The organism is Cytobacillus sp. FSL W7-1323 (assembly GCF_038595015.1).
In the GTDB taxonomy this organism is placed as follows: Bacteria; Bacillota; Bacilli; order Bacillales; family Cytobacillaceae; genus Cytobacillus; species Cytobacillus kochii.
The window spans coordinates 678,467-704,193 of the sequence record NZ_CP151998.1 but is presented as its reverse complement, the minus strand read 5'-3'; the positions used below and the strand labels follow the sequence as shown (position 1 = coordinate 704,193).

General features: G+C 35.7%; 24 protein-coding genes. 7 read left to right on the top strand and 17 right to left on the bottom strand.

The genetic code is table 11. The features are described from left to right. Positions 1-42 precede the first annotated feature (42 nt). On the bottom strand, positions 43-2,478 hold the full coding sequence (locus tag MKX67_RS03705; protein WP_342488863.1) for an SEC-C metal-binding domain-containing protein: 2,436 nt from the start codon (positions 2,476-2,478) through the stop codon (positions 43-45). A 273-nt stretch (positions 2,479-2,751) separates the two neighbouring features. On the opposite strand from MKX67_RS03705, the gene MKX67_RS03700 reads away from it, so the two are divergent. Further along, positions 2,752-3,246 carry a hypothetical protein gene (locus MKX67_RS03700; RefSeq protein ID WP_342488862.1) on the top strand — a complete coding sequence of 165 codons (495 nt, stop codon included), beginning with the start codon at positions 2,752-2,754 and terminating at the stop codon, positions 3,244-3,246. Between the two features lie 48 nt (positions 3,247-3,294). Here the strand turns inward: MKX67_RS03700 and MKX67_RS03695 are convergent, their stop codons facing one another. The 3 genes from MKX67_RS03695 to MKX67_RS03685 all read right to left on the bottom strand — a co-directional run bounded on the left by MKX67_RS03695 (position 3,295) and on the right by MKX67_RS03685 (position 6,388). Next, on the bottom strand, positions 3,295-4,302 hold the full coding sequence (locus tag MKX67_RS03695; RefSeq protein WP_342488861.1) for a hypothetical protein: 1,008 nt from the start codon (positions 4,300-4,302) through the stop codon (positions 3,295-3,297). Between the two features lie 1,027 nt (positions 4,303-5,329). Continuing rightward, on the bottom strand, positions 5,330-5,962 hold the full coding sequence (locus tag MKX67_RS03690) for a hypothetical protein (RefSeq protein ID WP_342488860.1): 633 nt from the start codon (positions 5,960-5,962) through the stop codon (positions 5,330-5,332). Positions 5,963-6,055: 93 nt separating this feature from the next. Next, the gene (locus tag MKX67_RS03685) at positions 6,056-6,388 is read right to left on the bottom strand and encodes a GIY-YIG nuclease family protein (protein ID WP_342488859.1); all 333 of its coding nucleotides are present in this window, start codon (positions 6,386-6,388) and stop codon (positions 6,056-6,058) included. A gap of 313 nt (positions 6,389-6,701) precedes the next feature. Between MKX67_RS03685 and MKX67_RS03680 the strand changes: the two genes are divergently transcribed. Beyond that, complete coding sequence (locus MKX67_RS03680) at positions 6,702-7,421, top strand: hypothetical protein (protein ID WP_342488858.1); 720 nt, start codon at positions 6,702-6,704, stop codon at positions 7,419-7,421. 463 nt (positions 7,422-7,884) lie between these two features. After that, positions 7,885-9,381 (top strand): recombinase family protein, encoded by a 1,497-nt coding sequence (locus tag MKX67_RS03675; protein ID WP_342488857.1) that lies wholly within the window; start codon positions 7,885-7,887, stop codon positions 9,379-9,381. Between the two features lie 49 nt (positions 9,382-9,430). Here MKX67_RS03675 and rlmD read toward each other — a convergent pair whose 3' ends face one another. From rlmD to MKX67_RS03660, 3 genes are all read right to left on the bottom strand, one after another. Then, positions 9,431-10,807, bottom strand: a complete 1,377-nt coding sequence (gene rlmD, locus MKX67_RS03670; protein WP_342488856.1) for a 23S rRNA (uracil(1939)-C(5))-methyltransferase RlmD — start codon at positions 10,805-10,807, stop codon at positions 9,431-9,433. 115 nt (positions 10,808-10,922) lie between these two features. Then, on the bottom strand, positions 10,923-11,633 hold the full coding sequence (locus MKX67_RS03665) for an alpha/beta hydrolase-fold protein (RefSeq protein ID WP_342488855.1): 711 nt from the start codon (positions 11,631-11,633) through the stop codon (positions 10,923-10,925). 74 nt (positions 11,634-11,707) lie between these two features. Beyond that, complete coding sequence (locus tag MKX67_RS03660) at positions 11,708-12,631, bottom strand: diacylglycerol kinase (protein ID WP_095370585.1); 924 nt, start codon at positions 12,629-12,631, stop codon at positions 11,708-11,710. 290 nt (positions 12,632-12,921) lie between these two features. On the opposite strand from MKX67_RS03660, the gene MKX67_RS03655 reads away from it, so the two are divergent. Continuing rightward, positions 12,922-14,022, top strand: a complete 1,101-nt coding sequence (locus tag MKX67_RS03655; protein ID WP_342488854.1) for an MBL fold metallo-hydrolase — start codon at positions 12,922-12,924, stop codon at positions 14,020-14,022. Between the two features lie 15 nt (positions 14,023-14,037). Further along, on the top strand, positions 14,038-14,295 hold the full coding sequence (locus MKX67_RS03650) for a DUF3006 domain-containing protein (RefSeq protein ID WP_342488853.1): 258 nt from the start codon (positions 14,038-14,040) through the stop codon (positions 14,293-14,295). A gap of 82 nt (positions 14,296-14,377) precedes the next feature. Here MKX67_RS03650 and MKX67_RS03645 read toward each other — a convergent pair whose 3' ends face one another. From MKX67_RS03645 to MKX67_RS03630, 4 genes are all read right to left on the bottom strand, one after another. Next, positions 14,378-14,668 carry a hypothetical protein gene (locus MKX67_RS03645; RefSeq protein WP_342488852.1) on the bottom strand — a complete coding sequence of 97 codons (291 nt, stop codon included), beginning with the start codon at positions 14,666-14,668 and terminating at the stop codon, positions 14,378-14,380. Positions 14,669-14,675: 7 nt separating this feature from the next. Further along, on the bottom strand, positions 14,676-15,137 hold the full coding sequence (locus MKX67_RS03640; RefSeq protein ID WP_342488851.1) for an ASCH domain-containing protein: 462 nt from the start codon (positions 15,135-15,137) through the stop codon (positions 14,676-14,678). Then, positions 15,115-15,291, bottom strand: a complete 177-nt coding sequence (locus MKX67_RS03635; protein WP_342488850.1) for a hypothetical protein — start codon at positions 15,289-15,291, stop codon at positions 15,115-15,117. Before MKX67_RS03635 ends, MKX67_RS03640 begins: the two co-directional genes overlap by 23 nt. A 78-nt stretch (positions 15,292-15,369) precedes the next feature. Further along, positions 15,370-15,513 carry a hypothetical protein gene (locus MKX67_RS03630; protein ID WP_157733799.1) on the bottom strand — a complete coding sequence of 48 codons (144 nt, stop codon included), beginning with the start codon at positions 15,511-15,513 and terminating at the stop codon, positions 15,370-15,372. Positions 15,514-16,165: 652 nt separating this feature from the next. Here MKX67_RS03630 and MKX67_RS03625 point away from each other — a divergent pair. Together MKX67_RS03625 and MKX67_RS03620 are read left to right on the top strand one after the other, a co-directional pair. Continuing rightward, on the top strand, positions 16,166-17,737 hold the full coding sequence (locus tag MKX67_RS03625) for a glutathione ABC transporter substrate-binding protein (RefSeq protein WP_340978663.1): 1,572 nt from the start codon (positions 16,166-16,168) through the stop codon (positions 17,735-17,737). Between the two features lie 18 nt (positions 17,738-17,755). Beyond that, the gene (locus tag MKX67_RS03620; RefSeq protein ID WP_342488848.1) at positions 17,756-19,003 is read left to right on the top strand and encodes an amidohydrolase; all 1,248 of its coding nucleotides are present in this window, start codon (positions 17,756-17,758) and stop codon (positions 19,001-19,003) included. A gap of 182 nt (positions 19,004-19,185) precedes the next feature. Here MKX67_RS03620 and MKX67_RS03615 read toward each other — a convergent pair whose 3' ends face one another. The 6 genes from MKX67_RS03615 to MKX67_RS03590 form a co-directional block, all read right to left on the bottom strand. Continuing rightward, positions 19,186-20,649, bottom strand: coding sequence for a cytosine permease (locus MKX67_RS03615; RefSeq protein ID WP_342488847.1), 1,464 nt, complete (start codon positions 20,647-20,649; stop codon positions 19,186-19,188). A 14-nt stretch (positions 20,650-20,663) separates the two neighbouring features. Then, entirely contained in the window at positions 20,664-21,971 is a 1,308-nt protein-coding gene (locus tag MKX67_RS03610; protein ID WP_342488846.1) for a hypothetical protein, read from the bottom strand. Continuing rightward, the gene (locus tag MKX67_RS03605; protein ID WP_340977829.1) at positions 21,968-22,660 is read right to left on the bottom strand and encodes a helix-turn-helix domain-containing protein; all 693 of its coding nucleotides are present in this window, start codon (positions 22,658-22,660) and stop codon (positions 21,968-21,970) included. Before MKX67_RS03605 ends, MKX67_RS03610 begins: the two co-directional genes overlap by 4 nt. A 24-nt stretch (positions 22,661-22,684) precedes the next feature. Next, entirely contained in the window at positions 22,685-23,428 is a 744-nt protein-coding gene (locus tag MKX67_RS03600) for a histidine kinase (RefSeq protein ID WP_342488845.1), read from the bottom strand. Between the two features lie 284 nt (positions 23,429-23,712). Then, complete coding sequence (locus MKX67_RS03595) at positions 23,713-24,702, bottom strand: dipeptide ABC transporter ATP-binding protein (RefSeq protein WP_342488844.1); 990 nt, start codon at positions 24,700-24,702, stop codon at positions 23,713-23,715. Continuing rightward, positions 24,686-25,720 (bottom strand): ABC transporter ATP-binding protein, encoded by a 1,035-nt coding sequence (locus MKX67_RS03590; protein ID WP_095370598.1) that lies wholly within the window; start codon positions 25,718-25,720, stop codon positions 24,686-24,688. Before MKX67_RS03590 ends, MKX67_RS03595 begins: the two co-directional genes overlap by 17 nt. Between the last annotated feature and the right edge of the window lie 7 nt (positions 25,721-25,727).

Here is a 25,727-nt window from a genome sequence, read left to right as displayed (position 1 = left end):
TTTTGACAAAGAATGTAAAATCACTACCTCACTTCCCTATCTCTAAGCACCGCAACATCTTTTGTATTTCTTGCCACTTCCACAAGGGCATGTATCATTTCTACCAATCTTTTTTACTCCATATTGTTTTTTATATGATAATAAACGTGTTTCCGCATATTTATCGGCTAATTCGATAAATTCTGATGCTCTTTCTGGTGGTATATCATCTTTACTTAGATATTCAAATTCAACATTAACTAATTTACTTTGGCGATTATAATTTAAATACAAAGCTAATCTATTTTCTTCATCTGGTTTTAACATCGTTGCTAGTACGTAATCTCTTGCTTCACTTTGCTCAAACTTGGTAACTCCATCTTTATTACATATAAACGTTATTTTAGACTCTCCATGAATACTTAATGGCATAATTCTTTTTGTTTCTACTTGTTTTTTAAACAATATCTCCATTTTTTCTTCAATCTCTTTGCGTATATCAGCTTTTAGATTAAGTAAGTCACTAACAACTCCAGTGAAGCCACTTCTTCGATGTATATCTAGTTCATATATTATTTCTTGTATCTTTCTCGGCACATCTTGTTGTGGTTTTTCTACACTTTCCATTTCTTCAAACATAAGTGAAGCAAAGTAGTTATCCAACTCTTCCCTATAACCATGCCAAACTTTAAAGCTACCTTTTTTTGACTCGGCTGTTTTGGTATAGAAATTATGTTTAATATATAGCCCTAAATGATCGAGTTCATCAAACACTTCTAAATCAGGAGATTGCGATGCTTTTACTCGTTGTTCCAAGAAATGAAGGAATATACTCGGCGATTCAAAGTAGTCAGCATAAACTCTCAACTCATCAAGCGATATACTCCAAGATGGAAACTCTCCAAGATCAATTCCAAGAGGTGTGAGTTTATCTATCCTTGCAGCAAACTCATTAAAATTATCTATAGTAACACTACATAAAGTTATTTGCCTATAGTCTGAGAAGTTTAATTCCTTTATAGGATTATGTTCCTCATCACAAACAACAACTCTTCCCTCATTTTTAAGTGTTTCTATTAATCTACTAGCTTGTTCATGAGGTTTCTTTGCTAAATTCTCTAAAGATTTAATGAATGCTTCGAAATCAGTAGTAGGATGAGTATAACTAAATGATCCACCCTTTACTTCCACAACGAGTAATTGGTCATCAAAAATTAGTATACCATCACATTCACACCATTGGTTTTTTCCGTTATTACCAGTCTTACTTTGATAATAAATAGATTTATATATATCTGAATTTGGTAATAATCTATTAAATAAATCAAAAGGTATTTGCTCAGATATTATCTTTTGTTTTTCATTCCATTCTTTTTTATACTCTGGTTTTAATCTAAATAACAACCTTTGTATCACTCGATATAAATTATCAAAAAGACTATAATAATCGAAGCAATAGATACTGCCTTCTATACTTATAAAAGGACGCTCTTCTATTGGCGTTCTTCTTAAGGGCCAGCCTGCAAAGTCTCCTTCTGAATAAAAACTATTATCCTCACCAACCTCCCAAGACAGGTGTTTTAATAAGGCTTTAGGGAGGTTCGTTACTTTTTCCACATCAAATAGATCATGTCCCATAAAGCGTCCTTTAAGGGACTCGCTAAGATCCTTTAATCCCATTTCCGCTAATATTTTATCCATTTTTTCTTGGGGGTCTTCAGATGTATTCTCAACACTTTCTCCTAATACCGGAAGAGTTTTATCCATAATAAATCTAATATCACGAACGGTATCACTCATTCCACGCATCAAGGATACTTGTAATTTTTCCAAGCCTAAAAGAAACTCGTTTGTATTTATTCCAAAGAGTTCAATAAAAACTTCGTCATGAGGAGATAATAATTCGAGATGATGAATAATATCATGAACTGGATACCTCTTACCTCTTACCGTAGTTCTCACATCTTGTGCTTGAACATAAAAGAAGTCATATTCCGGATTATATTCTGGATTGGTACTCTCTAAAAATGCTGAATGCACTATATGATAATAGGTTAAATTAGAATATAGTTCGCTGACTTTCTTGTAGACTTTTCCCCATACTTCTGTGATGTCCTTGTTCATCTCATCCACTTTTTTCGGCTCCGTTGAAGCAATAACACTTTGTATATAGTCCAACATTCGTAAAGCGATAATTTCATCAAACCCGTAATTCACTTCAGATGTCTTACCTAACATTGCCATATAATTATTACCATAACTTTGATGCAATAATAATAATGGGTTACAATCTGACACTAAATCTCGAATCTCATAAACAAGTTTATTTATTTTATTTTTAACATCTGGATATTCTTTTACTAGGCGATTTATATATTCTATGCGCATCTCATCTGTCATATTATTTCTCATAATAACTTCATTTCCAAAGGCAGCAAATTCTATTGGTCCATAGCTTGCATAGTCATCCGGTTTTATAGTTTTAATCTTTTTTTTCATAATACTCCTCCTTCTAACTAAAATAGAAGCAGCTTTCTGTTTATAATAAGATCTACCTTTTCTCTAGTAAAGATAAAAAGCATAGACATTCTTTGTAGTTTAGAATTTAGTTTCCTGAGAAGAAAGTATGGAGATTAAATAATACTTAGATCAATTATACTTTAAGTTACATTTTTTGTAATAACTTCTTCAATTAATATTTTTTGGCTACGGAATAAAATTCTCAATAATATCTATAATACTTTATCTTACAAATAGAAAGGTGATGCACTTATGAACAAAGAAAACTTCACTACAATGCCTTCATACCAAAGAATTATTGAAGTAAACAAACTCTTACAAAATCACGATTTAAAAGAGATTAGCAAACTCATCGGTATTTCTTTAAGTACATTCAGCAAACTAATGCGAGAGGGAGACTATTTATATCACCAAGGAGACAAACAGTACTACCCATTTGTTCGTTCAGAAAAAGAACGAACAAAAAATCCTTCAGAGAATGACAGTGATGATATTGCTTATATCAAGAAACACCAAAGAACTTTAAAAAGACTGTTACAACATTTAGAGGAGAACGGAATTCTTTTCTTAGATAAACGCATCTACAGTAAAGCATCAAAGTATACTAATAAAAGCATCAGAATGAATACCGAAGTATACGAGGAGTTTAGCAATTTTTGCGATGAGCATTATCCACATCTAAAAATGCAAGATATAGTTGCACAAGCTTTATTAGATGCTATACAGCGTTATAAGCCAGAAAATTGACGAGAGTTTCAATAACTCTCGTCTTTTGTTTTCTTAAAGCCTATATAGTTATGAAACGAACGCTTTATTATCATATCGATTAGAGATGAAAGGGTTTTTCATATAATCGGGGAAATCACTACGGTTTTTGGGGATGAGGATTGGATTAACTCCAATGCTTTCTAGATCACGAAGATATTTTCTGTAAGTAGGTTTAGACATATGTTTTTTGGGAGTATCAATACTACCTTTGGAGATCATTACTAGAAATGATCGGAGGCTTTTTTTGTTCCTTTTGGAAAAGTGACTTTCCTCTATCTTTTTCTCAGCGACAAAAATTTTATAGTAGTCTCCTTTGTGAACAATGGGAAGAACATGCTTCCCCATATATTCCTTCCACAATCGAACTGAAAAATATGTTTCTAATCTTTTCGGTTGGCCACAACCTTTATCCTCTCTTTTCATACTGTTAAGATGTTTGTTTTTTAATCTTAATTCATACCTTACAATATCTTTGTCGTACTTCTGAATTTCTTCCCCTTTCTCAAGTCGTTCATCCTCTTTACTGTAGACAATCAACTCTATGCTCTTATTTTTGTGGTACTGCGATGTTTCATATTTAAAAGGGGTTCCATTTTCATCCTTGCCCCATTTAACCTTTTCTTTATATCTATATTTTTTAGTGTATTTCTCGAACAAATGAAATAACAACTCCCTTTCCTTTCTATCTAACAGCTTCACATCCTTTCTGTAATCAATTCTTGTAAGTATATGTGAATCAAAATATTCGGAGCTTCCAAAAAGTTGAACAAGAAATTTTCGAACATTCGATTCTATTAGATGATAATCCTCTTCATTTATTTCCTCTCTTTTTAACATTTTCATAACATCCACCTTTAAATGAATATTCCAGTCATCATTTCCTTTGTAGCTAACCCAGGTGACAACATACGTCTTATCCTGCTCTTTCATTTTAGCAGTTAATTTTTTAACAGCAGCCTCAAAGTATTTGTACCTTGTAAGATTGATCTCATAATAAGAGAACAGATGCTTTATATCATAATAGTTTACGTGCAACAGCATTTCGAATGAATGTATCAATTAAACCCTCTCCTTTAATACGTTTTCGGGAGTGCGGAATACCTTTAGTACCAAGGATTGTTAGTGTACAAGTTTTCCCGTCCCAAACTAATTTATATGACTCCTCAACACATTGATAATTATCAACATGCTTATGAAGTAAAGCATGCTATGCTGTTGCAAAGAAGAATATTCATATAAGTAATCGTGAAACGATACAACATGTTTACAAAAGCAAATAAAAAAACCACAAAGAATTAAATACTTTGCGGCTAATTTCAAATATAATATCGTCTTAAATTAATCAATTACTCTTCCATTTCCTTTAAAAGATCTGTAAGAAAATGCTCAAACTCTTTATCTTCAAGGAAAAATAAATCTATAAAGACAAAAGGCTGCTTATCTATGATCCTTACTATTTCATGGCCCTCTCTTCTTCCAAATCCGTTGTTTTTCATGGAGTATTCATGTTTTATCCAGTCTAATAACTGAAAGAACCTCATAGAAGGATTTCTAGACCATATTTGATTTATTAATTCTACGATTTTTGTTTTTTGTTGTTCACTAATTTTTGTTCACTCTCTCTTCTTTTAAGAACATAATCATATGTCTATATTTTGAGGTAAGCAACTGTATTACTTTATAACTTTTTTATTAATAAGATTAAGGAGAGGAATTATACTTAATTAAAGGTCTTCAGAATAATGGTGAACAAGAATATGTACTTCTTATGCTCTGCAGGAATCTGCAAGCTCGATATTTGTATTCAATATACAACTTTCTTTAACCCACTCAAACATCTCTGAGATTCTTTCTATGCGACTATACTTCTCATGACTCCCTTTTGAACTTTTTGGTTAAAAAGGCTTCTTATTAGTTTTAAGTTTTACAGTCTCGACAGAATGTTCTTTAGAGGTTCCTTTGGAACGCTCACCACCACAGGCTTTTGTTTGTCTTCATCTTTAATGCAGAGCTAAACTCAAATCACTCCCTTCCTTACTCACTCATAAATTTATAAGTATATTCACAAGATAATCCCCCCCTTACACTCTTGAACAATACTTACTGAAGTATAAAGACCAATTTCCTTCACATTAGACAATATATTATTTGCTCCAAAAGAGTTCTCTTTGTACTTTTCTTTAGAGTTGTTTACTAACCGTCTAACTTCATATTTTGCTTTAGCTACCATAGTATCGTAACTATACTCATACTTAACGTACTCTCCAGTTATATAGTTTTTATGTGAAATAAAGGATAAGGCCAAATTATTTAAGCTAATTACACCCCAGTCAACAACTTTAGGCTCAGTAAAAACGAGAGTTTCACAATTAACGGGAAATGTTCCAGTATATTTTTTAAAGGATTGTATGATGTATTTGTCCCTGTTATTATTACTTCCTACGATTGAGAATTCTGACGATAGCTTATTCCTCATCAACCAATATTTTAAGATAGTATCACCTCCATAAGGGAGTGATTCAATGATATTGTCAATATATGCGCACCAATCAACAAAATATATATTTACTTTCCTAATTTCTAATGTACCAAATCTATTTACACATACTTGCTTAATCCAAGGAATAAAATCAGAACTAGAATAATCCCCTTTATATTTTTTCACTATATAATCTCTACGCTTCTTCTCCAGCACAAAAAAACTCCTTTTCCGGAAAGATATAATGTCATCATCTACCGAAAAAGGAATAGTTATACTCTACAGCATTTTCGTCTACTGGTCTGCAATCTAAATTCGAAAACCTTGCCTTTCATGAAGTTTAAAATCAACATCGTTGATTATAGACATAATCTGTCGATCATAATTCCCCGAACGAATCCATTGAATACAATATTCAGGTAGATCAAACCACTCCTTTCTTACATTGTACTGATTAAACATCCGTTGAAATACTCTTTCAGTAGCTAAGTAGTTTCTCGTCTTAATAGTGTGTAACTCAGATACTTCATAAGGGGAGGAACTATCAAGTACTTGTAACCTTGCTTTCCAATTTACTGAACGCCCAATTTTAATTAATCCACCCTTTTTCTCCCTAAAGAAATAAACACCGCAATTTTCCATTTTTACAGTACACTCCTTTTTTGAATGTTAATAGGAGTTTCTGCACATTCCTTTTATTTATGCGTGAAAGAGGAAATTTATTATTATTCCCTTAAATCCATAACTTTATTTTACTATAGTCAATGGTAAATTCTTCTCAATAGATAGAACTCTTCAGTTTGTGTTGTTTAAAGTAAGATAGTGAAAACACGATAATGGTAAAATTATCACCCATTGATAAGAGAATATGGAGAGCTTATACTAAAAAAAGAAACATTTGTAATTTATTTTATATTTTATTATGAAGATAACATGATTAAAAGGAGATTCGCTCATGAAAAAATTAACAGAAATATGGAGTTCATTAAATATTTGGTGGAGAGCGATTGTAATTGCAGTAGTTTCTCCCATTGGTGGATTTTTAGCTATATTTAGCGCAATAGAGGCACTTTTTAAGTATAATATTGTCACTGAATTGTTAAACAAACTTCTTCCACATTCGTACATATATATGGGCATTCTATCCCTCTTAATTTTCTTGGTAAGATTACTTATGCATTTCATACAACTGAGCCAAAACAATGTCCCTTCTGGTTCAGATCAGGCTACATTAAATTCCATGAATGAAGTATTTCCTAAACAAGCTTTTAGGGGTTTTATAGATTACTTAGCGGATTCAAGGGCAGTTGCTTTAATTCAGTTAGAAGAATACCATCTAAGTGTAAATAGGTTTACAGAAAGGAATTACACTCTCTCGAATAAGAAATTAGAAGCTGCAAAGATGGATTTTCTTCAGTCCTTAGCTAAGTTTATCAACTATACAGGCGAACACTTTGATACAATTCTAAATTCACGTGCAGTTAAATTTAAAGGGGGTAGAAATGAACACCAAATAATGACAGATGATACGTATGAAGATGAAGAAAAGCGGTATATAAAAACCGTTGAGGAAATGTACGAAAGTTGGGAGGAATTTTTAGCTGTTTTAAAAAAGGAGTATCCTGACTATGTATGGAAAGAGAGTGCAAATGACGTTAACAGTGCATTTCGATAAAGAACGTATCACACATACATTTAATTGAATGATACATATAGTGCGCCGTTGGCGCTTTTTTTTATACGCTAATCTGAGGGGAACTATTATATTTAATTGTGAATTTGCAATGATAAAATTATATCTGTAGCACCTTCACGAATATTCACAAAAACACTTGTCTCTTAAAAAAATCTTGCTAGAACCTTATAACTTTGATTTTTTAGTAATGACTTCTGTAAAATTAAATTACAGTCCAAGCAAGCATAAAACACTTACCTCGTGCTCCCCCCTTTGGATTGAATAAAACATCAGGAGGAAACATAATGACCCCCGAAATAATCTTCAACAACAAAACTTCGATTACCTTTGAAAACATCTTCCATTCAATCTTAGACGAGAAAATTGACACTATTATCCAGGAATTTTATGATAATACTATGGTGAATTCCTCTTACTCTTCTGAAACAAAAGGAGAAGTGGAATGAAAGCTGCTATATACATTCGAGTTTCAACCAATAAAGAAGAACAAAAACAATCTCTTAAAAATCAAGAAGAGCTTTTTATGAATTTAATTACTGAGAAGGGTTGGGATCTATATGATATCTATTTAGATATCCAATCTGGTACCAAAACAAAAAAACGCCCCCAATTAAAACGAATGATCGAGGATGCAAAAAATAATAAGTTCGATATCATCCTTGCAAAAGAACTGTCACGGTTAGCCCGAAACGGACAACTTTCTTATGAGATTAGAAATCTAGCTGAAAACCGTGGTATTCATATCCTTACTTTAGATGGTGCCATTGATACTTTAACCGGAAATACTCAAATGTTTGGTTTATATGCATGGATGTATGAACAAGAATCACAAAGAACAAGCGATCGTGTAAAGTCAGCATTATCAGTAAGAGCAAAGAATGGAAAATTCAAAGGATCAAACCCACCTTATGGCTACTGTGTAGAGAATGGGCATTTAAAAATAAGAGATGATTTTTCACCTAATGTAGTTCGTCGGATATTTAATTCTTATCTTTCTGGTCAAGGGTTTGACAGTATTGCTAGAGAGCTTTTAGAAGAAAACATACCTACTCCGTCTATTGTTGCTGGTAAGAAAAATGCTACTTCGATCTGGCATGGCTCTTCCGTTCGAAAAATACTTGAAAATATGCATTATATCGGTGATCTTGTCCAACAACGTGAAACAACAATAAGTGTAACTACTGAAAAACGTAAAAAAAATAATCCCGCTGATTATGTGGTTATTGAATCTGCACATAAAGCAATTATCTCCAAGGATGATTTTTATTTAGCACAACAGCTTATGAGTGAAAGAAAACGAAAACGACCAAATGTTAAAAGGCACTTGTTCTCAAATATTGCTTTCTGTGCTGATTGCGGTAAGAGCATGCACTACAAATCAGGTCGTAGAGGTTATATTTGTGGCACATTTAATAAGCATGGACGTACACAGTGCTCAAACCACCATATAGAAGAGATTGACTTAATTGAGGGTATTCAGATTAGTATTAATCAAATGCGGTCAAACTTAAATTTAGAGTCTGTCCAAAGAGATATCAATAAGAAGATAACAAAAGATATGAAACGTGATCAGAAAAGGCTTGATAAGGTTTTCAAAGAGATTGAGAGTTTAAAAAATGATAAAACAGCAGCACTTCGTCTTAAGATTCGTGGTGAAATTTCAGATGAGGAATACAAAATGCTTATAGATGACAACAGTGTTCAGATTACGGAGCTAAATGAAGAAAAAGTTACATTAGAAAAAAGGTTGCTTCATCAAAGACAAAACGAGGGTTTCCAAAAGCTAATTCAGCAGATTCAAGAATTCATTCAAAATCCTGTCTTAGATGAAAAAATGGTACACAAGCTTATAGAAAGAATAGAAATAAAAGAAGATGGGAGCCCGAGAATCTATTATAGATTCTCGGATCCTTATATGTCTTCTTTTTTTGCCCAATAATTCTCACAAATCCTAGTTCTATTTTGTGAGTTTTCTTATTTAGTATTCATCATTCGTCGTCTAGTACGAGCAACGCACAACACTCTACGTGCGTCGTCTGCGGAAACATATCCACCGGCTGCACCTCAACAGTCCGATACCCACCATCCTCAAGCACCCTTAAATCACGCGCCAATGTGCCAGGATTACATGAGACATAAACAACCTTCTTCGGCTTCATGTCAATGATGGTTTGCAAGAGTGCTTCGTCACAGCCTTTTCTTGGCGGGTCGACGACGAGGACGTCTGCTTTGTGTCCTTTTTCGTACCAGGCTGGGATGACTTCTTCTGCTTTTCCGACGGCGAAGTTTGCGTTGGTTATGTTGTTGAGTTCGGCGTTGCGTTTGGCGTCTTCAATGGCTTCGGGAACGATTTCGACGCCGAAGACGGATTTGGCTTTTTGGGCAAGAAAGAGTGAGATGGTACCGATGCCACAGTAGGCGTCGATGACTTCTTCTTTGCCTGTGAGTGCTGCGTATTCTAGAGCTTTGTCGTAAAGGACTTTTGTTTGTTCTGGGTTGACTTGGTAGAAGGATCTTGCTGAGATGGCGAAGCGCACATCGCCAATATAGTCATAGATCACTTCTTGTCCCCAGAGGACACGGGTTTCGTCGCCCATGATGACATTTGTTTTTTTATTGTTAACGTTTTGAACGATGGATTTGACACCTGCAATATTCTCTGTGATGTCTGCGATGATTTTCTTTCTATTCGGTAGATCCTTCGCTTTTGTGACAAGGACAATCATGACATCCCCCGTAACTAAACCGTAGCGGGCCATGATATGACGAAGATCGCCTTTATGGCGCTGCTCATCGTATGCACGAACGCCATTTTTATTGCAGATGTCTTTCACTTTTTGAATAACCTCATCATTTTTTTCTTGCTGAATAAGGCAAGATTTCATATCAATGATTTGGTGGGAGCGTTGTTGATAGAATCCACCGATTAACCCGCCTTCATGTTCGCCTATTGGTACTTGGGATTTATTGCGGTAACGCCACGGATCGCTCATGCCAAGGGTAGGATGAACAGTGACGTTTTCAAGCTTGCCTATTCTTGTGAGCACATCACGGACTTGTTTTTGCTTGGCTAGTAGCTGGCCCTCGTAGCTTAAATGCTGGAGCTGGCAGCCGCCACATTCCTTATAAATGGGGCATGGGGCAGTGACACGATAAGGGCTTTCTTCGTATGTTTCGATTAGTTTGCCGAAGCCATAGCCTTTGCTTGTTTTAAGCACCTTAATTTGTGCTTTTTCACCTGGAAGGGTATTGGGGACAAATAGTGGATAACCGTCGACCTTTGCCACGCCCGCTCCTTCATGGGTTAAATCTTCAAAAGTAACATCTATATAATCGTTTTTCTTAACAGGTAATGTTTGCTTCATTTCATTCTTCCTCTTCTCTTAAAATCCGTGCAAATCGCTAGTCAGATTGTAACATAAAAACAAGCGCAATACGAAAGGAGGTTTCTTCCTCAATTTTAAATAAAAAAGCCATGCATTACGCATGACTAGTGATGGTTGCTTCAAACCGATCCTCCACCTCAAGAATAAACCCGCGAAAATACTTCTCAAAATAAGGGTGGCGATGAATCCCTTCCGCGTCAGTGATAAACTGGAAGGTCGCATGTGGATGAACGAGCTTCTCCTCAAGTGCTTTCGTTGCTTTTATTGTATTAGGTACCATTTCTCTAAGGATATTTGGATATTCGTCTCCTTCTTTTTCACCTACGTACCAGAAGATATGTTTCTCATCCGTAATGGCTGGTTGTTTTTGCAAGAATGATAGAAAGTCAGGGTACCATAGAGAAGCCGATAGTAAGAAATAATAGTCGAAATCCTCACGTCTTGTTAATAAAGAGTAAAGGGAGACGAGCGCCCCGAACGATGCTCCTGCGATGCCTACATGCTTCGGTTCTATTGATAAATGAAATTCTTTATGTAAAAAAGGCAACAGCTCATCTTTAACCATCGTTAAATATGTATCTGCCTCACCTTTATAGGCATAGTCATCTACTTTTGCATACCAAGGAGTGTATTCCCTATTACGATCTATCGGGTCAACACCTACAAAGGCAATATGCTTCAGCGGGTGTTGCTCGAAGTACTCAAACAAATAAGAGCCATCTTGAACAATAATCGTCAGTTGCGGTATTTCATTTTCTGGTAAAAGAATCGACAAATTATATTCTTTCCATTGCCATTTTTTCATGGTTCCCCCACCTTCCTTGTTTTTTAAAAAAAGCTACTGAAGGCATCAATCACGACAGTAGCTTTTATTCATTCTTAATCTTGATAATCAGGGCGATCTTGTTTACGTATTTGATTGAGTGGTACAAATACATCCAAATGACGATACAAGTTCACAAATTCAGCTGGGGTGTCCCCGCCGTATTCACCGTCAAGGTTCAACATAACCGGATCTTTTGAATAAACTTTTATTCTGTTTGCTTTTGCATAGATGACATGTGGATCATTGACATGCTCACCACGTAAGGCAAGTGAGGCAATGCGAATAAACTCAGCTAAATTGGTTTTCTTCAAAATCAACAAGGTGAACATTCCATCATTAATGGAGGCATCTGGAGCTAATTTTTCAAAACCGCCGACAGAGTTTGTTAAAGCGACAAGGAATAACATCGCTTCTCCTTCAAAAATTTTGCCATCGAATTCAATCGTGACATCCGCCGGTTTAATACTTGGTAGCATTTCTATTCCTTTTAAATAGTAGGCAAGTTGACCAATCATCGTTTTTAGCTTGCTTGGTACTTCATATGTGAGCTCTGTAATACGACCGCCACCAGCAATATTAATAAAATACTTTTTATCCATACGGCCAATATCAACAGGGATTTTCTCGCCTTTGACAATAATATCCGCTGCTGCTTCTACATCACGTGGAATGTGCAGTGCACGAGCAAAATCATTCGTTGTCCCTGTCGGAATAATACCCAGTTGCGGTCGGAATTCCTGCTCTGCGAGTCCATTGACGACTTCATTAATCGTGCCATCTCCACCGGCAGCTACGACAAGGTCATACTTTCTCTCTACAGCAAGTCTTGCAGCCTTTGTCGCATCACCTTCACAAGTTGTCGCGTGACAAGAGGTTTCATATCCTGCGCGTTCGAATTTCTCTAATACTTCTGCAAGATGCCTTTTAAAAATTTCACGACCAGAAGTTGGATTATATATAATTCTCGCTCTTTTCATTACCCATCATCCTATAAAATAAAATAAGTGCTTATATATGTTTTTACTGTTCTTTATACTGTAATGAGCCATTCGTTCCATCATTTTACATCATACATTGTCCACAATCAGATAGCAATATTTAACCATTTCCTCTAGCCCAATCCTATTCTAATTAATCTCGACCGTTTAGACAAGTTTCATACCTATCTATTTCATTATTTAAGGAATATTCAGATTCCCACATTTCCCTTTTCTTTTATATTATAATCAACACAGAAGCGAATGTGCGAAAGAGGAGTGACACCATCGTGACCATACATAACTGGCGTAAATCATTACTATTAATTGTTGTTATCCTATTCACCGTTACACTAACTGCATGTGCCACTGAAACAACAACTGAAGAACAGACAACATTTTCACCAACCTTAACAGCCCACTTTATAGATGTAGATCAAGGAGATGCGACATTATTACAAGGTGAAGATTTTACAATTTTAATAGATAGCGGGAGACATGATGGCGATGAAGTCGTACCCTATTTACAATCAGTTGGGGTAAAGGAAATTGACTTACTCGTTGGCTCTCATCCCCATGCTGATCATATTGGGCAAATGCCTGAAGTAATTAACTCTTTTCCTGTCAAAGAAGTGTGGATGAGCGGAGCAGAATCAACGTCGAGAGTATATGAAGACGCATTAGATGCCATTATTGAAAGTGAAGCAGCTTACCATATACCAAGAGCAGGCGAATCATTTACAATTGGTTCAGCACAAATTGATATTCTTCATCCATCATCTGTTGATGAAGATTTGAATAATAGCTCTATTGGGATGAAGATTACTTATAAAGAACAATCGTTTCTCTTCACAGGCGATGCGGAAACATCAGCCGAAAATGAGATGCTCGCTTCAGGCAACATAGAAGCAGATATTTTTAAGATCGCTCATCATGGTTCAGATACTTCTAATAGCGAGGCATTTATAGAAGCAATCCATCCTGAAATCGCTATTTACTCTGCTGGTGCAGATAACTCTTACGGTCACCCAAATCAAGAAGTATTGAACCGCCTTCAGCAAATGAATATAGACGTGTACGGCACGATCGAAAATGGGACGGTTATCATTCAATCAGATGGCCATGACTACCTCTCCATAAATGGGGTAAAAGAAAAAGAAGACAACAAAACGAACGAGGAAGTTGTCATTGAAAGCTGTCCTGCAGATCATATTATGATTAATGAAGCGAATGCTGAAACATTGCAACTAATCCATGAAATTGGCCCAGATCGTGCCGAGGAAATCATCGAGAAAAGACCTTTCACTTCCTATGATGACCTGCAACGCATTGCTGGTATTGGTCCAGCCAAAGCAAAAGAAATTGAAGATCAATCTATAATTTGTTTCTAAGAGGAGTGGAGTCGAGTGAATAAAGCTGTTTTAGATAGAATGGTAGAAGGCAAAGCTGTGCTCCTAGTCGGTGATGAGCAAGTGGAAAAAATAATTGCGGCTCATCGCCTCCCCCCTGACGCAACCGAAGGTACATGGCTCCTTATTACAATGAAGGAAGCCGAAATAACTGAAATCATCATCGATCACGATTCAACAAAAGCTGCCAAAGAAAGAATCAAGCAAAAACAAGCGAAGTTATTAAATAGAGGCAGCCGCTTTAAACAAGACTAATCAACACTGCGAAAAAGCACATCAACATTTTCATTTTACTAGATTGATGTGCTTTTTTTTCGTATACGCCCTCTAGTCATCCTCACGGGTGATAAATAAATGGGACAATGATGAGCAAGATGGCTATCATCGTGATTGTTTTCGTCAGAGACTTTGATAGCTTCTCTCTTCCTTCCCCTTTATACCAACCAGAAAATTGCCATTTATTCCGATAGAGCACAAATAATAGAAGTAAAATACCAAGAAAGCCCATCCAAGGTTGCGTAACCGTTTCTCCTCCTATTGTATAGACACCCGCTAACGCCGCATTTCCTAACCAACCTACTACTAAGAAGATAGCAATAATTCTTACAAGTTCAAAGACAATCGTCATTGTTTTGTCACTCCTTTTTATAAACAACTTCAAAGTCTTCACATACGACGAGAATTTTTTCGTGAAAGTCTTTCCCTAAAGGTGCTAGCTCTCGTTTAAAAAAGGCTTCATGTACCTCTCTCCAATAAGCTAGCGAACAATCACCCTCCCCTTCATTAAATGCATGATTCTCTGTTACCTCGTCAAAAGGCACGACCGTCACATTTGTCGTTTTAACAATCAATTTCGGCAACCCTTTGCCATCAAGAATAATATTCAACTGTCCGACTTGCGGCAAATCTTCATTTTCTAACTCGTATAAAAGGTAATTGGATGCTGTTGCTGTTTTCTTCCCTTCTGCAACTAGTTCCACCAAGGCATCCGCCATTTCTTCACTATCACCGAACGCCCATGCTGCATAATTATCGGGCGCTTCTGAGTGCTGCTGTCTATATTGCTGCCATATTTTATCTATTGCTGTCTGACTCATCTTTTATTCTCCTATTCACTTCTTCTATTATTTGTTGCGTGGTTTCCTCTTTGCTTAAAGTGCCATCGATGATTTTATCAAGCATCCATCCTGACTGTCTCAAGCATATGGATATATGCGCCTCTCCTCTTCTCCATATAATCAGCTGCCGCATGCTGTGACGCTCCATTTCGATGAATTTCAGCTAGCAGGACCGAGTAGTATCATCCAGTGGATTGAAAATGCTGCGACCTCACGTATAGGACAACACTCCGATTGTAAAAGAGGTACAGCGATTAAACAATGCCTTCGTTATCTCTGTTTTCCCTCCACCAGAAACGGCTGCAATTGCAATAATGAAGCTGTCTTTCTCTTTTATAAACGTCTGAGATTCCACCTTTTCTGATTCATCTCTCCTATATTCTTATGTCGATTATTTTCTATCTTATAAAAATAAGTGATTTCAAAAGCGAAATAACCCATCAGCAGTCCCCCACCCATTGCCGAATAGACTCCATTAAAAATGAAAAGGGGAATAAAAGCAAAAGAACTAGTCAAGATAGCTATCGTTAGCGGTTTCATAGAGTCACTCCTTTTATATATAGACTTTCCTTTACTGGGTTAGCAATCATTTAATACTACTTTAAAAATACCAATTTTTTTCACTTTTTTAAACATATGCCAAGAAAATTCTTTTATTATCACTAACCATGTTGAATTACTGACCAAATTTCAGTAATAAAGGACCAATTATATGGATAAAATCACAAAAAAAAGTTAGTTGGACAACTTTTTTTCACCAAGGGATCAGCAATTTTTGATAAAAATCATTATATTTAAGGTTTCATCAGATGCGGCTTTCACCTTTTTCTTTTAGAAAAACAAAAAAATGACTGACTTTACGAAATGGCTTCAACTTTACATTTTTCCAAAAAGATAAGAAAGTAAAAAAAGCGTAAAAACAAGTAAAGAATTTACAAAGAATATTATCAGAATATTAATATAATTAGATGATTGAAACAATTTATTTGTACCATACTTTAGGGGGGATAGGATTGAGGAGAAAAATAAAAGAGCTGGGTTTATTATTATTCATTTTAGTAGTCATTTCAGGATGTTCAACAAGTAACAATGTTACTTTAGAAAGCAATGATTCTAAAAACGGGAACGGTAATGAAGGAACACTTATTATTGCCAGGCAATCAGACGTGGATAACTTAGATCACCACTTTATGTCGACTATTAATGCAGCCAGTGTGACTCATGGAAAGGTTTATGAAGGATTAGTTGCTAGAGATAAAAATGAAAATATTGTTCCTCTATTAGCTGAAAGTTGGGAACAGGTAAATGATACGACATGGGAGTTTCATTTGCAACATGGAGTAACCTTTCATGATGGGACACCCTTTAATGCTGATGCCGTTAAAGAGACATTTGAAAGGGTGTTAGACCCTGACCTAGGTGCCCCAAAAGCTTCTGCCTTTGAAATGGTCGAAGAGATAAAAGTTTTAGATGATTATACTGTACAATTCATACTTTCCGAACCATTCTCTCCTTTACTATCGATTTTAGCAAGCCATGAAGGGGGAATTATTAATCCAAAAACGATCGAAAAATATAAAGGAGAGGTCATAAAAGAACCTAATGGGACTGGGCCATTTACATTTGAGTCATGGACACCCGGTCAAGCAATTATATTGAATAAGAATCAAAACTATTGGGGAAATCCCCCACATATCGACCGAGTCGAATTTAAAGTAGTGCCTGAAGAAACAACAAGAGTTTCTATGATTGAAACGGGTGAAGCACATATTGCAGAACCTCTTTCTATCCATATGATTGAAACGGTTGAAACATCAAAGAAAGGGAATGTGTACCGTAGCGAGGGCTTTGGTACAGAATATCTTGGTTTTAATATGCAGGCACTACCTTTTAATGATGTTCAAGTGAGAAAAGCTATATCACATGCCATTGAGATGGATGCAATCATTGATGGGGCTTTTAATAAAATTGGACATAGAGCCAATTCATTAATGGGATCAAAAGTGTTCGGTTATCATGAGGACTTAAAAGCTTATGAATATAATCTAAACGAAGCGAAGAGATTACTGAGCGCTGCTGGTTATGCAAATGGCTTTGAAGCTACATTACTCACAATGGATAACAAAGAAAGAATAAATCTTGCAGAAATATTACAATCGCAACTAATGGGAATTGGAATCAAACTTAACATTCAGGTTCTTGAGTATGGTTCATTTGTGGAGCAAGTGAATAAAGGAGATTCCCAATTATTTCTCATTAGTTGGAGGAATGCAACAGGTGATGCTGATTATAATCAATATAATCTTTTTCATTCAAGCTCACACGGTGCCACAGGCAATACGCTCTTTTATAGCAATAATGAAGTCGATGAGTTAATTGAATTAGCGAGAGCTGAGACCGATCAAGAGAAGCGCCTGGAACTTTATGCAAAAGCACAAGAAATAGAAATGGAAGACGCTGCTTATGTGCCTGTAAGAGTGATAGAAAACTTAGCGGCCGTTGCGAAGAATGTTGATCATTTTTCTATAAGCGCTGCTGGTTACTTAGAAATCAATGATATTTTAATAAACAAAGATTAATAGGGAGGAAAATATACATTGAATTATCAAACCTATTGGCTTAAAAATGTAAAGATAGAGAGTGGATTTAAATGGGAGAATGGCCAAGCAGTTAGAACAGAGACAGAAACGGTTCACTTATTCATTAGTCATGGGAAGATTGAAAAGATTACGAATGCCTTAGCAGATATAACAAATGATTACCCTCTAAAAGACGTAAAAGGCTTATTGTTAATGCCATCCTTTGTTGAAAAACATGTCCATTTAGATAAAACCTATATGGGAGATAAATGGCAGTCTTGTCTTCCCGCATCAAGTGTAATAGAGCGTTGTAATATCGAAAAGAATATTTTAAAATCCCTTCCTTCACAAACACATGTTAGAGCAGGAAAGCTCCTGAAACAATTACTATCATTTGGATCCACACATGTCAGGACACATGTAGATATCTATCCTGAGGTTGGGCTTAAAAACTTAGAAGAAGTCCAAAGGGCCATACAAAATTTCTCCGATCAGATGAGCGTTGAAAGCGTCGCATTTGCACAACATGGTTTATTAAATAAAGACACGATTAGTTATATGAGGCAAGCAGTTAAGCATGGGGCAGGCATTGTAGGCTCGGTAGACCCAGCTACTGTTGATAATAATATCGAAGCTTCATTAGTACAATTAATGGATATTGCTGTGGAAGGAAATGCTGACATCGATTTACATTTACATGATCCTGGACATCTCGGGACATTTACAATGAAAAGACTTGCCCATCTCACATTAGAAGCTGGGTGGCAAGGTAGAGTTTTCATTAGTCATGCATTTGGATTAGGCGGAGTATCGTTGGATGAAGTAAAAAAAACAGCTGAACTTCTTAAAGCAGCAGAAATATCTATAGTCACTAGCTTACCGACCGGGAGAGATATACCACCTGTAGATTTCTTAGACGAATATGGTATACAAGTAGCGATTGGAAACGATAATATTTTTGATTCCTGGTGGCCAACGGGGAATGGGGATATCTTGGAAAGAGCAACAAGATTAATAGAGCGATATAGATGGACAAACGAAATATCTCTATCACAAATATTAAAATATATTACAGGCGGCATTACAACTTTGGATAGAAATGGTCATCAGCAATGGCCAAAAACCGGTGACTCTGCCAATTTCTTATTTATGGATGCATCTTGTAGTGCCGAAGTCATTGCTAGACGTATAAAACCAAATGGCGTTATGTATAAAGGAAACATAGTTTATGGTGAACTATGCAAAGAAGAGCCTGTTAATGATTAATGAGATATGGGCAGAAACTAAATAGTATTTCAGCAAAAGATGTATCCGAATGATTAGGAGAAGAATCTACCTTCTAATTATTCGGATTGTTTTATATCATTGAGAATAGTGGAATCGAGCAACTAAACTATGTTATAAATCATCATTCGCTATTGTTCATTATTTCTGGCTAAGTCATTTAGTTAGCTACTTTCCTTATTCTGCCTACTTCCAAATTTGCCAAAAAAGACTGTATTCATAAATATAAACAAAAGGTATAAAAGTATAGATGAAATGATTCCAACAAAAAATGATAGATTGTATAATGGCTCTAAAGATGAAATAAAATGTCCTGAGAGACTTAATCCCCCTGCCATACACATAGCTAAAATTGCTGATTTGTTTACACCACTAGAGTAATAATGATCTCCTTTATTATGATAGAGCTCCTTTATATCAATTTTCTTTTTATCGATAAGAAAATATTGTGTAATCATGATTCCAATGACAGGACTCAATAATCCACCTACCATGTTTAAGAATGTGAATATACTAGTTGAATTCTCCATCAACTTCCAAGGCATAATAACCATCCCTGCTATGGAAATGATAATAGCTGCACTTTTGGAATTGATTAACTTTGGAAAAAGAGAAATTAGCTGATTAATAGCAGGAATTATATTTCCGGTAATATTAACAGAAAGCGTAGATAAACAAACCGTAATCAGTGATAAACAAACCACTAGCTTACTATCGAACTCACCAATCACATCAAGTATATTCCAAATAGGTTTGCCATAAAGCATTTCTGTACCTTTAATAATTGAAATACTAGCTGCAGCAAATAGGCCATAAGAAACCATTATCCCCAAAAATTGACCGAGCGATTGTTGAATGGTTGTTCTAGCATACCTAGTGTAATCAGAAACACTCAATATAGGCGCCACCCAAGTAGCTAATAAAGCTGACATGCAAGTAATCATAGTAAATATATTTGTAGCAGAGATATTTGTAGCGCCATGCAAAAGGATTGGTTCTACTCCCCCTGCTTGACAAATAATCCAAATACTCATGCCTCCGAATATAAGGAAAACCAATGGAGTAATCACATTGGATAATTTTCCAAGTGCTTTCATTCCTCCAAAAGAAAAGCATAAGTTGATGAACCAAAATACAAGAAATGAAATAAGATGAGTAAGGCTAAGACCAAATAATGTCCATTCACCCCCCAAATTTATATAAGCAGGCCAGAATTGGCCAATTAAAATGGTGATTGCAAGGCTCCCAGCATAAGTTTGAAGCCCAAACCACATAATTCCTGCAATGATTCCTCTCAATACACCTGGTAATAAAGCACCTGCACCGCCAAATGATGTTTTAAGAAACATCACAAAGGGAATGCCATATTTATTTCCTGCATGTCCATTGAGCTGTATCAGAATAGTAAGTAGAAACGCTGAGGCGAGAATAACAACCATGACTTCGGTTATAGAAAGTCCTAATGCAAAAAAACCCCCTACCGTTACATAGGAGGGGATATTATGAATAGATCCCATCCATAAAGAGAAAAAATGACTGAAGTTCAAATTTCTTATGGTGGGTTTAGTAGGTTGCAGAGCGAAATCCTCTTCCACTCTATCTACCATAATAGATTTATCTGGATTCAAGTATAATCCCCCTATTATTTATTAAAATGGTTGTTGAAAATGGTATAAATCCAAACAATACTACATAGGGTACCGGAAATGAAAAAGCTAATCCAAATAGCAGTGAAATTTCCTACAACAGATATAAAAGCATAACCACCTATCATTCCGATTAATGAGGAAAAGGGAATAATCGAATGTATTGGTCCTTTACTTAAGATAATATAGAGCATAGGAATAATTAATGAAGCGTACATATGCCCAAAGAAAAATAATAGTTCTAAAAGAGAAGGAGAAAAAATACTTACGACTACTAATAAAAGTACACAAATAAAGCCTGAAGTTAGATAAGTAAGATTCCATTTATCCCTGTTGGTGAGCGATAAGAAAACCTGTAATATATTTCGCACGATTAATACAGTGGTGGCTTGTAATTCTGAACTAATTGCTGCTGAAATTGCGCTGAAACAAAATAGAATAAACAAAAAAACAAACAGGGTGGTTTGAATTCTATTAATTAGTTCGAATAATAAAGAAGTAATATTATCGTAGCTACCACTATAGATAATAATCATCAATAAAGATGACAAAGCCAATGGAATAGTCATCCATATAAAACCTGCTAAAGTAAAGGTTAACTGGACCTTAGCAGGTTTTAATAAGAAGACTCTTTGCCAAGTCGAACGATCAATGATCACTTGACCAAATCCAATTAATATAGCAGTCATAATAAACAACATAGCATCTTTGTTTTGAAAGTATAACAGGTAAGGATGGTATAATTTGATTCCTTCAAATACTGGGTGCACACCATTTTGAATGTAAAAATAAACAGGAATTATGATGACAGCAGCAAATATTAATGTCACATTTACACTAGCTAGCTGATGAATTCTCTGCATCCCACCCATTCCACCAATGAGAAAACAAACAAATAAAAATAATAGCATCCCCAAATAAATTGGAATAGGAAAAACAATATGAAGGAGAATAGCCGCCCCCATCGCTTGCACGAATATGGAGTCCAAACTCGTGATTAAGAGGATACAAATCATGTACCAGTAGCCGCTAGGATTGAGTTTCTGACGTAATACATCACCAATGGTTAAATGGTGGGGGAAAGATTGACGTATCCTCTTTGCTACCATTCCAAAAAGGATCAGGCTTAATCCCCCCATAAGAGAATAGCCTATTCCTCCTACCATTCCATACTTTAATAAAGTTTCAGGTGAGGAAAGGATGGTATTCCCCGTTACCCATCTCGCTAATAGGCTCACGATTCCAAAACTAACCCCTAATTTAATTGCTCCACTTATATAAAATTGATAGTCCTGTTTATTCAACGATAGGGCACCTCTAGGCGAAATTCTCTTGGCGTCATTCCAGTTAATTTACGAAACATTTGACTAAAGTAATGTTGACTATTAAAACCGCATTTTTCAGACACTGTATGGATGCTCAAAGTCGGCTGTTCAATTAACATCTTCTTGGCTATGTTTAGACGGTAATCATTTAAATATTCAGAAAAACCCAAACCCACTTCTTCATGAAACTTCCTACTTAAATAAGCTGGATTCATATGACTCTTTGAAGCCAAGTAATTAAGTGTTATTTTCTCACTATATTCTTGTTGTATGATTTGAATCGTTTGAATAATTGATTCTGAATACTGACCTAATTGCTCATATTTATTTAAAACACCTATTAGTTCATCCTCTATGACAGGTTTGGTTATATAATCAACTACACCAAGGCGAATAGATTTTTGAGCATATTCAAAACTTTGAAAAGCGGTAACCATAATAATATCCATTGTATAATTTTTCGCTAATTCACTGGCTAACTCTAGACCAGATTTACCCGGTAGTTGAATATCTAAAAAGGCAAGAGAAATATTGTGTTGCTTGTTGATTTGAACAGCCTGAGACGCATCATTTGCTTTGTAGATCGTCCATTTAGGAAATTGGTTTTTTATCAAATATTCGAGTTGTTCAAGTTCTAGCATTTCGTCATCGACTAATAAAATATTCATACTTGTTTACCCTCCTATAATCATTCATTCCTTTGTTATATAAGGGAAAATAGCTACAACGGTTGTCCCAGTTTCTGAGATTAGTAAATTTATACTCGTCGTCTCTTTCGAATAAAATAGATGCAATCTTGCCTTTATATTTTCAAGGCCTATACCCACTTCATTATAATCATCGATTGCTTGATTATTCGCGCTGTTCCAGACAGTAACTTGTATGGATTGTGAACACTTTTTAACTGTAACCTTTAAGAAGGCTTCACCTATATGTTTTTCAAAAGAGTGCTTGAAAGCATTTTCAACAAGGGTTTGAATTAAAAAAGGGATAATTAATGCTTGATGAACATCTTCATCCGCTTCAATCTCATAAAAAAGGCGATCCCTAAACCTTGTCTTTTGAATTTCGAGATAATATTTAATATAAGTAAGTTCATCATTAACCGTAATATTGTTGGTGTTGGTTTGATATTTAAATTTCAATAGTTTAGAAAACGTTTCAATTGAATAGACTAATTCTTTTTTTCTATCTAACCTTGCTAAACTTAATATCGAGTTAAGCGTATTAAATAAGAAATGGGGTTGAATTTCTTGGTTAAGCTGGTTATATAAGGCCATTTGTAATTCTCTTTCAATCGCGATTTCTTTCTTCTCTTTCTCTATTAAATCGATTCTTTTCTCAAAGATAAACAAAAAAAGTAAGGTGAAAGCGCCAATTAATGGTGCTAATACACAGAGAATAATATAAATAGAGAAACTTTCTAGGGATATCACTTTCCCACTCCTTTATGTAAGAGAAGGGGGAGTCATGCACTCCCTTCAGCGCGTAGACATAGAAATATCGAAATTTCAGTTGGAATTGAGCAGTATACTTCAGTTCCCTTTTTGAGAAGCTCGATCCTTGAACCGCTAAAAACATGAGGTTAGCCTCCGAAAATGCGATAACCTACTCTTTCAATTAATGATGAGTTTGTTTACCGTTTAGATCAAAGGGTAGACTCCCTTTATTGATATTTTATATTCTTGTAAATATTTTGTATAGAGAAATTATTATCCCACTATATTTTTTCCACCATATGACAGCTCACAAAATGGCCTTTCTCCAACTCCCTTAACTCTGGCTCAGTTTCTTGACAAAGATCCGTAGCAAATGGGCATCTTGTATGAAAACGACATCCTTTTGGCGGATTAATAGGAGAAGGTACATCCCCTTTTAAAATGATGCGTTCATGCTTTATAGTAGGATCGGGTACAGGGATTGATGATAATAATGCACGTGTATATGGATGCATCGGTTTATCAAACAGACTTTTTTTATCTGCGATTTCAACGATTTTTCCAAGGTACATAACCATTACCCGGTCAGATACATGTCTAACAACGCTTAAATCATGTGAGATGAATAGAAAAGTTAAATTAAACTGTCTTTGTAATTGTTTTAATAAATTTAATATCTGCGCTTGTATAGAGACATCCAATGCGGAAACTGCTTCATCACAGATAATTAATTTAGGATGAACTGCGAGCGCTCTAGCAATGCCAATACGCTGCCTTTGGCCACCGCTAAATTCGTGTGGGTATCGTTCCAATGATTCTAACGGTAGACCAACGTATTCTAATAGTTCTTTCATTCTTTCCGGCCTTTTCTCTTTTTCAACTGACTTCTGTGTAGCCATCGCTTCATTTAAGATTTGTTTTACTTTTTGTCTAGGGTTAAGTGATGCGAAGGGATCTTGAAAGATAACTTGTAAATCCCCACGTAACTTTCTCATGTCCTTCTTCTTAACAGTAAGGAGATTTTCTCCTCCAAAATAAATCTCACCAGCTGATGGTTCATCTAGTCGTAGAATAGCTCGGCCAGTCGTTGACTTTCCACAACCCGATTCACCTACAATACTTAATGTTTCTCCCTCATACAGTTCAAATGAAATGCCATCAACTGCTTTTACCACCGTTTTCGGCTTAAACAAAGCATCATTTTTCACTGTAAAATGTTGTTTTAAATTATTTACCTGAAGGAGTACTTTTCGCTCAGCTATGCTTTTCATTTAGACACCCCTCCTCCCTCTTACTCTGATTATTCCAATTATCTGAGTATATCCAACATCTCACTTTTGTTTCATCGCTGACTTCGAATAATTCAGGGTTTCTTTCAGAACAAATATCTTTGCTATGAGGACATCTTGATGAAAAACGACAGCCCTTTGGCAAATTATACGGGCTAGGAATTGTACCTTCAATTGTTCTTAACTCCTCTACATCCTCAGTTATATTTGGCAAAGATGCTAATAATCCTTGTGTATACGGATGTTTAGGATTGGCAAATAACTCCTTAGAAGAGGTATGTTCTACAATATTCCCCGCATACATGACAACCACTTGATCACAGGTTTCTGCCACGACACCAAGATCGTGAGTAATCATAATCACACCCATCCCAAGCTGTTTTTGTAAGTTTTTTATTATTTCAAGAATTTGTGCCTGTATGGTTACATCTAAGGCAGTTGTTGGCTCATCAGCTATCAGTATTTCAGGGGAACAGGCAAGAGCCATCGCAATCATTACACGTTGGCGCATCCCACCACTTAGTTGAAAAGGTTCTTGCTTGGCTCTTTTTTCTGGTGAGGGAATGCCTACTAAACGAAGCATCTCGACCGATTTTTCCCAAGCTGCTTTTTTCCCTAAATTTTGATGTAATCGAATAGCCTCAGCAATTTGCTCGCCAACAGGTATAACCGGATTTAAGGATGTCATCGGCTCTTGGAATATCATTGAAATATCATTGCCTCTTACCTTCCTCATTTCACTTTCTGGTAACTTAACTAAATCTTTTCCTTTAAATAAGATAGATCCTCCAGCAATTTTTCCTGATGGGGAGGGAATGAGACGAAGAATCGAAAGAGAAGTCATGCTTTTTCCACACCCAGACTCTCCTACTATTCCAAGTGTTTCTCCTTTATTCAGAACGAAATCAATGCCATCAACCGGTTTGCTAGTTCCTTTTTTCGTAGTAAAATAGGTCTTTAATCCCTTCACTTCGAGTATAGGTATCTCTTTTTCCGCCATATTTGCG

What these genes read in the sequence shown, in the direction of transcription:
- MKX67_RS03705 (WP_342488863.1), bottom strand. Translation starts at nt 2,478, where the DNA reads ATGAAAAAAAAGATTAAAACTATAAAACCGGATGACTATGCAAGCTAT.
- MKX67_RS03700 (WP_342488862.1), top strand. Translation starts at nt 2,752, where the DNA reads ATGAACAAAGAAAACTTCACTACAATGCCTTCATACCAAAGAATTATT.
- MKX67_RS03685 (WP_342488859.1), bottom strand. Translation starts at nt 6,388, where the DNA reads ATGGAAAATTGCGGTGTTTATTTCTTTAGGGAGAAAAAGGGTGGATTA.
- MKX67_RS03680 (WP_342488858.1), top strand. Translation starts at nt 6,702, where the DNA reads ATGAAAAAATTAACAGAAATATGGAGTTCATTAAATATTTGGTGGAGA.
- MKX67_RS03675 (WP_342488857.1), top strand. Translation starts at nt 7,885, where the DNA reads ATGAAAGCTGCTATATACATTCGAGTTTCAACCAATAAAGAAGAACAA.
- rlmD (WP_342488856.1), bottom strand. Translation starts at nt 10,807, where the DNA reads ATGAAGCAAACATTACCTGTTAAGAAAAACGATTATATAGATGTTACT.
- MKX67_RS03665 (WP_342488855.1), bottom strand. Translation starts at nt 11,633, where the DNA reads ATGAAAAAATGGCAATGGAAAGAATATAATTTGTCGATTCTTTTACCA.
- MKX67_RS03660 (WP_095370585.1), bottom strand. Translation starts at nt 12,631, where the DNA reads ATGAAAAGAGCGAGAATTATATATAATCCAACTTCTGGTCGTGAAATT.
- MKX67_RS03645 (WP_342488852.1), bottom strand. Translation starts at nt 14,668, where the DNA reads ATGACGATTGTCTTTGAACTTGTAAGAATTATTGCTATCTTCTTAGTA.
- MKX67_RS03640 (WP_342488851.1), bottom strand. Translation starts at nt 15,137, where the DNA reads ATGAGTCAGACAGCAATAGATAAAATATGGCAGCAATATAGACAGCAG.
- MKX67_RS03635 (WP_342488850.1), bottom strand. Translation starts at nt 15,291, where the DNA reads ATGCGGCAGCTGATTATATGGAGAAGAGGAGAGGCGCATATATCCATA.
- MKX67_RS03605 (WP_340977829.1), bottom strand. Translation starts at nt 22,660, where the DNA reads ATGAATATTTTATTAGTCGATGACGAAATGCTAGAACTTGAACAACTC.
- MKX67_RS03595 (WP_342488844.1), bottom strand. Translation starts at nt 24,702, where the DNA reads ATGAAAAGCATAGCTGAGCGAAAAGTACTCCTTCAGGTAAATAATTTA.
- MKX67_RS03590 (WP_095370598.1), bottom strand. Translation starts at nt 25,720, where the DNA reads ATGGCGGAAAAAGAGATACCTATACTCGAAGTGAAGGGATTAAAGACC.